General features: G+C 62.2%; 8 protein-coding genes and 1 pseudogene. 8 read left to right on the forward strand and 1 reads right to left on the reverse strand.

All coding sequences use genetic code 11. The features are described 5' to 3' along the window. Positions 1-93 precede the first annotated feature (93 nt). The 7 genes from HX824_RS31770 (at position 94) to HX824_RS31800 (ending at position 7,470) form a co-directional block, all read left to right on the forward strand. The gene (locus HX824_RS31770; protein WP_003217060.1) at positions 94-1,077 is read left to right on the forward strand and encodes an aldo/keto reductase; all 984 of its coding nucleotides are present in this window, start codon (positions 94-96) and stop codon (positions 1,075-1,077) included. 70 nt (positions 1,078-1,147) lie between these two features. Next, positions 1,148-1,939 carry a CDP-diacylglycerol diphosphatase gene (locus tag HX824_RS31775; protein ID WP_177056048.1) on the forward strand — a complete coding sequence of 264 codons (792 nt, stop codon included), beginning with the start codon at positions 1,148-1,150 and terminating at the stop codon, positions 1,937-1,939. Positions 1,940-2,042: 103 nt separating this feature from the next. Continuing rightward, a complete protein-coding gene (locus HX824_RS32830) occupies positions 2,043-4,037 on the forward strand; it encodes an aminotransferase class I/II-fold pyridoxal phosphate-dependent enzyme (RefSeq protein WP_177056050.1) in 1,995 nt (664 codons plus the stop codon). Positions 4,038-4,062: 25 nt separating this feature from the next. Further along, a complete protein-coding gene (locus tag HX824_RS31785; protein ID WP_087692319.1) occupies positions 4,063-4,899 on the forward strand; it encodes a transporter substrate-binding domain-containing protein in 837 nt (278 codons plus the stop codon). Between the two features lie 165 nt (positions 4,900-5,064). After that, positions 5,065-5,769 (forward strand): ABC transporter permease, encoded by a 705-nt coding sequence (locus HX824_RS31790; RefSeq protein WP_134326647.1) that lies wholly within the window; start codon positions 5,065-5,067, stop codon positions 5,767-5,769. Between the two features lie 7 nt (positions 5,770-5,776). Next, positions 5,777-6,475 (forward strand): ABC transporter permease, encoded by a 699-nt coding sequence (locus HX824_RS31795; protein ID WP_003217050.1) that lies wholly within the window; start codon positions 5,777-5,779, stop codon positions 6,473-6,475. Next, on the forward strand, positions 6,472-7,470 hold the full coding sequence (locus HX824_RS31800) for a DMT family transporter (RefSeq protein WP_008433732.1): 999 nt from the start codon (positions 6,472-6,474) through the stop codon (positions 7,468-7,470). Before HX824_RS31795 ends, HX824_RS31800 begins: the two co-directional genes overlap by 4 nt. Here HX824_RS31800 and HX824_RS32780 read toward each other — a convergent pair. Continuing rightward, positions 7,426-7,938, reverse strand: a pseudogene (locus tag HX824_RS32780) (TetR family transcriptional regulator C-terminal domain-containing protein); the annotation flags it as partial. The gene HX824_RS31800 and the pseudogene HX824_RS32780 overlap by 45 nt on opposite strands. Positions 7,939-8,012: 74 nt before the next feature. Here HX824_RS32780 and HX824_RS31805 point away from each other — a divergent pair. Beyond that, positions 8,013-9,008, forward strand: coding sequence for a succinylglutamate desuccinylase/aspartoacylase family protein (locus HX824_RS31805; protein WP_177056052.1), 996 nt, complete (start codon positions 8,013-8,015; stop codon positions 9,006-9,008). Positions 9,009-9,153 lie beyond the last annotated feature (145 nt).

The following is a 9,153-nucleotide window of genomic DNA, read 5'->3' on the forward strand; positions in this document are numbered from 1 at the left end:
GGTTTGGGTTGCACGCGGCGTTGAGCCCGATTCAACCACGGATGATCTAGAGTAATCGTTTTTTTACTGATTGTTTCTGGCGGAGGCTTTTTCATGAGTATCGAAACCATCAAGATCCCGGGCATCGACAAGGCCGTCTCGCGGATTGCCCTGGGCACCTGGTCCATGGGTGGCTCGATGTGGGGCGGCGCCGATAATGAGGTCTCGGTCAAGACCATTCGCCATGCGCTGGCCAGCGGCATCAACTTTATCGACAGTGCGCCGGTCTACGGCCTTGGGCTGTCGGAAGAACTGATCGGCCGGGCCCTGCGCGGTGTACGCCACACGGCGGTGATCGCCACCAAGGCCGGGTTGCAATGGGACGACGGCACGGTGCGCCGCAATGCCACGGCCCGACGTATCCGCAAGGAAATCGAAGACTCACTGCTGCGCCTCGAAACCGACTACATCGACCTCTACCAGATTCACTGGCCCGACCCGTTGGTAGCCCAGGAGGAAACCGCCGGCGAGCTGGAAAAACTGCGCCGTGAAGGCAAGATCCTTGCCGTGGGGGTGAGCAATTATTCGCCTGCGCAAATGGACGATTTCCGCCAGTACACGCACCTGGACACCGTGCAGCCGCCCTACAACCTGTTTGAGCGGGCGATCGACAGCGATATCCTGCCGTACGCCAAGCAAAATTCACTGGTGGTTTTGGCTTACGGTTCGCTGTGCCGGGGTTTGTTGAGCGGCAGCATGCACGCGGCCACGGGTTTTACCGGGGATGACGTGCGCAAGCTCGACCCGAAATTCAAGGCGCCACGCTTTGAGCAGTACCTGGCGGCGGTCGCGGCATTGGACGTGTACGCTCGCGAATGCCACGGCAAGTCTGTGCTGGCCCTGGCGTTGCGCTGGGTGCTGGACCAAGGCCCCACGGTTGCACTGTGGGGCGCCCGCCGGCCGGAGCAGCTCAAAGGCGTTGAAGATGCGTTCGGCTGGCAGCTCACGGCCGACGACCTGCAACATATCGACCGTATTCTGGCCAGCACGATAAAAGACCCGGTAGGGCCGGAGTTCATGGCCCCGGCCCAGCGTTAACCTTTGCGACAGGGATGTCTTGCAGCTGCAAAACAACAAAAGACATTCCTTTGGCGTTGAGGTTTTTGGCATGAAGCGCGGTCCCTTGTTCAAGATCATGGGTGGTTTGCTGTGTGTGGTGGCGGTGGCAGCCGCCTGGAAATGGCGCGGCAATCCCGATGTGCTGTGGCAGATCGTCAGCCGTCAATGCGTGCCCGACCAGAACCAGCACCAGAATCCGCGCCCCTGCCTCGAGGTTGATCCGGACAAGGGGTTCGCGCTGCTCAAGGACATCAACGGCCCGTACCAGGACTTACTGATCCCCACCGATAAAGTCACCGGAATCGAAGACGTCGCGCTGGTCCGGGACTTGTTGCCGCATTACTTTGCCCAGGCCTGGAAACACCACGATGTACTCTCGGCCGGCCTGCAAACACCGATTGCCGACCGTTATGTATCCCTGGCGATCAACTCGCGGTATGGCCGCACGCAAAACCAGTTGCACATTCATATCGCCTGCCTGCGCCCTGACATTTTCAACACCCTCAACGAACGCGCGGCAACCCTCGACGAGCACTGGCAAACCCTGCCGGTAAAACTGCAGGGGCATACCTACAGTGCCCGTACGTTGTCGGCGGTGGAATTCGACCTGCGCGACCCATTGGCCATCCTGAATGACTACGTGCAGGCCCAGGGCGACGCCATGGCCAGTTACAGCTTGCTGTTGGCACCAGCGGCGAACGGCAACTTCGTACTGTTGACCACGCGGTTGACGCTCAAGGAATGGAACCTGGCCTCCGCCGAAGAACTGCAGGACCGCCAATGCAACCTGATGGGCAAACCACCACAACGACCTGTTTTAGCTGTTAACGACATCCGGTGAAGTTTGCCGTTGAACGAGTGTTCAGTTTCAATTATGTTGGCTGCACCCCCTGCCTGGTAACAGGCGGGCTTGCGCTTTTTCTGATTGAACGAGAGGCACTGGCATGCGGTTTTCACCTTTTGTCGAGCGAATTGCAGGGCAGGGCGTAGCCGCCTGGGACATCCACCACGCCGCCTTCCAGGCCAGCAGCAAAGGCGAAGACATCATTATCCTGAGTGTGGGCGATCCGGATTTCGCCACACCCTCGTTCATCACCGACGCCGCCGTCGAGGCCCTGCGCCAGGGCGACACCCACTACACCGAAATCCCCGGCCGCCCGGCACTGCGCGATGCCATCGCCGCGCGCTACAGCCAGTCCCTGGCTCGCCCGCTCGACGCTGAAAACGTCATCACCGTGGCCGGTGCCCAGAACGCCTTGTTCGTCACCTCGCTGTGCCTGTTGCAGGCCGGTGATGAAGTGATCGTGCTCGACCCGATGTACGTCACCTACGAAGCGACCCTCAAGGCCAGCGGCGCAACGCTGGTGCGGGTGCCGTGTTCCGCCGACTCGGGCTTTCGCCTCGACCCGGCACTGCTGGCTGCCGCCATTACGCCTCGCACCCGGGCGATCTTCTTCTCCAACCCCAACAATCCCACCGGCGTTGTCCTCAACCCTCAGGAATTGCAGGTGATCGCCGACCTGGCGATCGAGCATGAACTGTGGGTAGTGGTGGACGAGGTCTACGAAAGCCTGGTGTTCGATGGCGAATACCATAGCCTGGCCGCGTTGCCGGGCATGGCCGATCGCTGCATCGTGATCGGCAGCCTGTCCAAGTCCCATGCCATGACCGGCTGGCGCATCGGCTGGATCGTCGCCGCGCCTGCGATGGTGGCCCACGCGGAAACCCTGGTATTGAGCATGCTCTACGGCTTGCCGGGGTTCGTGATGGAAGCCGCGACCGCCGCCGTGCTGGCCCACGATGAAGTCACCCAGGGCATGCGCGAAACCTACCGCCGCCGCCGCGACCTGGTGGTAGCAGGTCTCGGCGGTTGCCCGGGCATTCACGTGCGGGCCCCGCAGGCAGGCATGTTCGTGTTGGTGGATGTGCGGGACACCGGCCTCGGCTCCTTGGATTTCGCCTGGCGGCTGTTCCGCGAAGCAGGGGTTTCCGTGCTGGATGCCGCGGCCTTCGGCGAACCGGCCCAGGGGTTTGTGCGGCTGTCGTTTACCCTGGGTGAAGCGCGACTGGCCGAAGCCTGTGAACGTATCAGCCGCTTCGTCGCCAAGCTCGCCGGAGAACCGCGAATCGAGCCTGCGGCGAAAATCATCAGCGTACAGCCGGTGGCTGCGAAGAAGATGATCGAGGTGCTCGACCTGCATAAACGCTTTGGCAATATCGAGGTGCTCAAGGGCATCTCCCTGACCGCCCACGAAGGCGAGGTGATCTCGCTGATCGGCGCCAGCGGCTCGGGCAAAAGTACCTTGCTGCGCTGCATCAACATGCTCGAAGTGCCGGACCAGGGCGGCATCCACGTCGACGGTGAAAGCATCAAGCTCAACTACGGCCGGCCCGGCGCACCGCTGGTGGCCGACGCCAGGCAACTGGTGCGGATTCGCTCGACACTCGGCATGGTGTTCCAGAACTTCAACTTGTGGCCCCATCGCACTGTGCTGGAGAACCTGATCGAAGCGCCGATCCAGGTGCTGCGCGAAAGCCGGGCCGAAGCCATCGAGCGCGCCGAAGCCTTGCTCGACCGGGTTGGCCTGGCCGCCAAGCGCAATGAATACCCGGCGTTCCTCTCCGGCGGCCAGCAGCAGCGGGTGGCCATCGCCCGAGCCCTGGCCATGCGCCCCAAAGTCATGCTGTTCGACGAACCCACCTCGGCCCTCGACCCGGAGCTGGTGGGCGAAGTCCTGCGGGTGATTCGCTCCCTGGCCGAAGAGGGCCGCACCATGATCCTGGTGACCCATGAAATGGCGTTCGCCCGGGATGTGTCATCCAAAGTCGCGTTTTTGCATCAAGGCCTGATCGAGGAAACCGGCTCGCCGGACTCGGTGTTTATCGACCCACGCAGTGAACGTTGCCGGCAGTTCGTCAACGCGCATCAAACTCGCTAACTCCAAAAAAAGACGGGGCAAGATCATGAAATCCAAACGATTGGCAAAGTGGTTGAGCAGTGCTGTGTTGATGCTGGCGGCAGGCACTGCGTTGGCGGCGGAGAAACCCATTGTGTTCGCGGTGGCGGCAGAACCCTACCCACCGTTCACGGTGAAGGGCGGCAATGGTGAGTGGACGGGCTTTGAAGTCGACCTGATCCATAAGCTCTGCGGCTTGATGAAGGCTGAGTGCCAGATCAAGGAAGTGGCCTGGGACGGGATTATTCCGTCACTGCTGGCGAAGAAAATCGACGTGATTTTCTCCTCGATGTCGGTCACCGAAGAGCGCGAAAAACAGATCGCCTTCAGCCGCGCCTACTACGATTCGCTGCTGGGCATTGCCGGCCCCAAGGGCACCACGGTCGAAGTCTCGCCGGCAGGGCTGAAGGGCAAGATCATCGGCGTGCAGATCTCTACGGTCAGCGCCAACTACCTGAAGAAGTACTACGAGAACATTGCTGACCTGAAGTACTACGATACCCAGGAATCGGCCAACGCCGACCTGATTGCCGGGCGCACCGACCTGATGATGGCCGACGGCGTCGCCATCGCCATGATGGTCAAGACCCCTGAGGCCCAGGGCCTGGCCGAAATCGCCGAAGTGCCTTATGACCCGATCATCGGCCGCGGCGTGGGGGCTGGCCTGCGCAAGGAAGACACCGAACTCAAGGCCCGGCTCGACAAGGCCATCGGTGAGTTGCTGGTGAGCAAGGACTACGCCGACCTGTCCCAGAGCGTGTTTGGGGTATCGGTCAGCCCGTGCAAACGCGCCGACACCCCGGCGTACGTCAGCAAGGTATGTGACAGCCCCTACACAAACTAATCCGGTAGAAAGAGAGTGCTTGTGGCGAGGGAGCTTGCTCCCGCTGGGGTGCGAAGCGCCCCCAAACAATGGGCCTGCTACGCAGTCCAGCGGGAGCAAGCTCCCTCGCCACAGCAAGCTCCCTCGTCACAGGGTCATTGCGTGTCATCGAAATAGGGAGCAGCGATGTTCGATCTACTCAACTTCAGCGAACAAGGCTGGGGCAATGCACTGCTCAAAGGGCTTTGGATGACCCTGCAGATCTCCGCCGGCTCGTTTGCGGTGGGGCTGCTGATCGGCCTGGTGGTGGCCTGCGCCAAGCTCAGTGCACCGCGCCCGATAGCCATGCTGATGCGCGGCTACACCACGGTGTTTCGCGCGGTGCCCGAGTTGCTGCTGATCCTGCTGCTGTATTACGCCGGCTCGATGGGCCTCAACGCATTGATGCTGTGGCTGGGGTTTGCGCAGTTCAACATCAGCGGCCCGCTGGTAGCGGTCCTGGTACTGGGGCTGGTGCAAGGCGCGTACGCCTCGGAGATTTTTCGCGCGGCGATCCTCGCGATTCCCCATGGCCAGATCGAAGCGGCGCGGGCGTTTGGCTTGAGCGGCTTTGGCCTGTTCCGTCGGGTGACCCTGCCGATCATGGCGCCATACGCCCTGGCGGGGATGTCCAACCTGTGGATCAATCTGATCAAGGACAGCGCGCTGATCAGCGTAGTGGGCACCAACGAACTGCTGTACACCGCCAAACAGGCGGCGGGCTCGACCCGGCATTACCTGTTGTTCTACCTCACGGCCGCCGCCTTGTATTACCTGGTGACACTGGCCTCCAACTACCTGTCCGGGCGCCTGGAGCGACGTATTCGTCGCTGGATGCCGGTTGTCGAGTGAGCCGCACATGCCTGAGTGGATAAGTTATTACGCAGGACTGATCGCCAAGGGCTTGCAGACGACGCTGTCGCTGCTGGTGATCTCGGCAGTGCTCGGCTTCGCCCTGGCGGTGCTGGTAGCGCTGGCGCGGCTGTCCCGGCGCAAGTGGCTGGCCCGTTGCGCACTGGGCTACACCAGTGTGCTGCGGGGCACGCCGTTGCTGATCCAGATCTACATCTTCTATTACGGCCTGGGCAGCCTGTTTGCCCAGTTCCCGATGATTCGCGGGAGTTTCCTCTGGCCGTTCCTGCGGGACGGTTACTGGTACATCGTGTTCGCCCTGGTGTTGTCGGTGGGCGCGTACGTCGGTGAAGTGATTCGCGGCGGGCTGCTGGCCGTGCCCAAGGGTGAAATGGAAGCCGCCTCGGCGTTCGGCATGACGCCACGCCAGGCACTGTTGCGGGTGCGCCTGCCACGGGCCATGCGCCTGCTGCTGCCGACCCTGGCGGGGGAGACGGTGATGCTGCTCAAGTCCACGGCGCTGGCCTCGACCATTGCCGTGGTCGACCTGCTTGGCGCCGCCAACGTGGTACGCGCCCAGACCTTGCAGATCTACCAGCCGCTGCTGCTGGTGGCCGGGGTCTACCTGTGCCTGACCTTTTTGATTGAAGCCCTGTACGCCATTGCCGAGCGACGCGGCACACCGTTGCGCAGGTCTGCCGGATGAAAACCGATCGCTCGTTGCAAGGGATTGCCCTGTGCTCGCTGGCCTATGCGTTCCTGGCGCTGCAGGACGCCGGGATCAAATGGCTGGTGGCCGACTATTCAGTGTTCACCATCCTGTTCTGGCGCAGCCTGGTGGTGGTCGCCGCGTGCGTGATCGCCGGGCGAATGGGTTTGCTCAAGCGAGCCTGGCACTCGGTCAGCCGCAAGCTGTTGATCATCCGCGGCCTGCTGTCGCTGCTGGCCTGGCTGCTGTACTACACCGCCGCCAGAGACCTGACCCTGGCGGAAATGACCACGCTGTATTTTTCCGCACCGATCATGGTCACGTTGCTCGCGGCATTGATCCTCAAGGAGCGCGCCAGTCGCGGCCAGTGGATTTCGCTGATCATCGGCTTTGTCGGCGTGGTGATCGCTTGTCGCCCCAGCAACATGCTCGATCCGTTGCCAATCGCCCTGACATTGGCGGCAGCACTGTGCTGGGCGTTTACCTATATCCAGTTGCGCCAGGTGGACGACAACACCTCGGTGCTGGAGCAGATGCTGATCACCAATGTGGTGTTTGTAATCTGCATGGCGCTGACGCTGCCCTGGACCCACACGCCATCGCCGACCCCGGCATGGCTGGGCATGCTCGGCGCGGGGCTGGTGGGCGGGATTGGCCAGTTCCTGCTGTTTGCGAGCTTCCGCCGGGCCACGGCGACGCTGCTGGCGCCGTTTGAATACACTGGTTTGATCTGGGCGTTCCTGCTGTCGAGCCTGGTCTGGGGCACGGTGATGGACGTGTCGCTGATTTTCGGCGCCGTGCTGATCGCCATCAGCGGCACCCTGGCCATGCTCAGCGCCCGGCACCCCGTGTCACAGGATGTGGTCGGCGCCGAATGCTCCGTGACGCAGCCCCTGTATCCAGCAACGGCAGATGTGCAGCCCGTTGGCGGGGCTGAAGGTGCCGGGGTTGAGGCACCACTCGAGCCAGAGTCCGTCGAGCATCGCCGATAAGCCGATGGCGGCCAGGCGCGTGTCGTGGATCACGAAGCCTTCGCTCTCGGCCAGGTCGTCGAGCAACTGGCGGATCAGGTCGAGGTAGGCGCGGTAGCTTTTTTCATGGGAGTCATTCACGTGGTTCGAGTGGCGGATCAGGCTCCAGAACACCACCCAGACGCCCAACAGTTTCGGGTCCATGACCCGCGAGGAAAACGAGCCGGCGAGGAATGCATCGAGCCGCGCGGCAGGGCCCACGGCCTGGTCGACTTCCTGCCACAGGGCGGTGGTCAGTTCGCTGGCGAGTTTGTGGTAGGTCTCGGCGATCAGTGCATCGATGCTGCCGAAATGGTGATTGAGCAACCCCACCGAAACCCCGGCTTCAGCGGCGATGCGCCGCACGGAAATGCCGGCATGCCCGTCACGGGCGAGGCTGGTGAGGGTGGCGGCAATCAACAGGTCGCGACGGTCTTCGGCCACAGGCACACCCTCGGTGAAGATACATGGTTGAACGTGTGTTCAATATATACCTGCAGAACCAACAAGAGGAGGGCAACGGCATGGCAAAAGACCTTTCGTGGCAAGTCCCCGGGGATTCCGGGAACACCCTGCACATTGGCGCCTGGCGCTTCGAGGGTGACGGCGACGGCCCTCGGGTGCACCTGCAGGCCGGTGTGCATGCCGATGAAATCGCCGGAATGCTGGTGTTGCATCAACTGCTGCCGCGTTTGCAGGCCTGCCAGGATCAGGGCCGGCTCAAGGGCACGGTGACGGTGGTGCCCCAGGCCAACCCGTTTGGCATTGGCCAGTTTCGCCAGGGGCGGTTGTTGGGGCGGTTTCACGAAGCCACCGGGCAGAATTTCAACCGGGCGTTTGATCATTCATTGGCCATGGAGCGGCCGGCCAGCAACCTGGCGCAATGGCAGAAAAGCCTGGTGCAACTGGCCGCCGATGCTGACCTGGTGCTGGACCTGCACACCGATGATGAAGCCCTGCCATATCTCTACATCCACCGCAGCTTTTGGCCCGCGGGCCGGGCGCTTGCGGCGGCGTTGCAGGTGGATGTGGTGATTGTCTGGGACGAGGGTGGTGATGGGTCGTTTGAGGAGACCATCATTGATCACGGGCAGCCGCGGTTGGCGGCGACGATTGAATTGCGTGGGCAGGCGGATGTGAGTGATGCCCTGGCCGGGCAGGATGGCGACGGGATCTGGGGTTGGCTTTGTGCCAGTGGGGTGATTGATGAGGCGCCGGTGATTGCTCAATGGCGGGGGCAGGTGGTGGACATGGGCTGCATGGAGACCATCCTGGCACCGTGTGCCGGGGTGTTGGTGTTTGAAAAAGGTTTGGGTGAACAGGTGGAAGAGGGTGAGCGGTTTGCGCGGATTATTCGGCGGCCTGGGGATCCGGCTTCTGAGGTTGTGCTGCATGCGGCGCAAACCGGGCGGATGGTGACGGGGCATCGGGAGCGGCTGGTTTCACAGGGTTCGGTGGTGGCCAAGTTTACCGGGACGCGGTTGTCTGAGGGGTACAGCGGGGGGGTGTTGGATCCTTAGGCGGGAGTACATATCCGTTTCTTCGGTTATGGCTGGTATTGGTTCCGCTCTTACAGCGGCTCACTTTTGAACAGCGCAAAAGTAAGCAAAACGCTCTTGCCCCACCACTCGGCTCCTCGCCTAGGCTCGGAGTGCCCTCACTCCC

The sequence above is a fragment of the Pseudomonas sp. D4002 genome (assembly GCF_013385665.1).
In the GTDB taxonomy this organism is placed as follows: domain Bacteria; phylum Pseudomonadota; class Gammaproteobacteria; order Pseudomonadales; family Pseudomonadaceae; genus Aquipseudomonas.

What these genes read in the sequence shown, in the direction of transcription:
- HX824_RS31770 (WP_003217060.1), top strand. Translation starts at nt 94, where the DNA reads ATGAGTATCGAAACCATCAAGATCCCGGGCATCGACAAGGCCGTCTCG.
- HX824_RS31775 (WP_177056048.1), top strand. Translation starts at nt 1,148, where the DNA reads ATGAAGCGCGGTCCCTTGTTCAAGATCATGGGTGGTTTGCTGTGTGTG.
- HX824_RS32830 (WP_177056050.1), top strand. Translation starts at nt 2,043, where the DNA reads ATGCGGTTTTCACCTTTTGTCGAGCGAATTGCAGGGCAGGGCGTAGCC.
- HX824_RS31785 (WP_087692319.1), top strand. Translation starts at nt 4,063, where the DNA reads ATGAAATCCAAACGATTGGCAAAGTGGTTGAGCAGTGCTGTGTTGATG.
- HX824_RS31790 (WP_134326647.1), top strand. Translation starts at nt 5,065, where the DNA reads ATGTTCGATCTACTCAACTTCAGCGAACAAGGCTGGGGCAATGCACTG.
- HX824_RS31795 (WP_003217050.1), top strand. Translation starts at nt 5,777, where the DNA reads ATGCCTGAGTGGATAAGTTATTACGCAGGACTGATCGCCAAGGGCTTG.
- HX824_RS31800 (WP_008433732.1), top strand. Translation starts at nt 6,472, where the DNA reads ATGAAAACCGATCGCTCGTTGCAAGGGATTGCCCTGTGCTCGCTGGCC.
- HX824_RS31805 (WP_177056052.1), top strand. Translation starts at nt 8,013, where the DNA reads ATGGCAAAAGACCTTTCGTGGCAAGTCCCCGGGGATTCCGGGAACACC.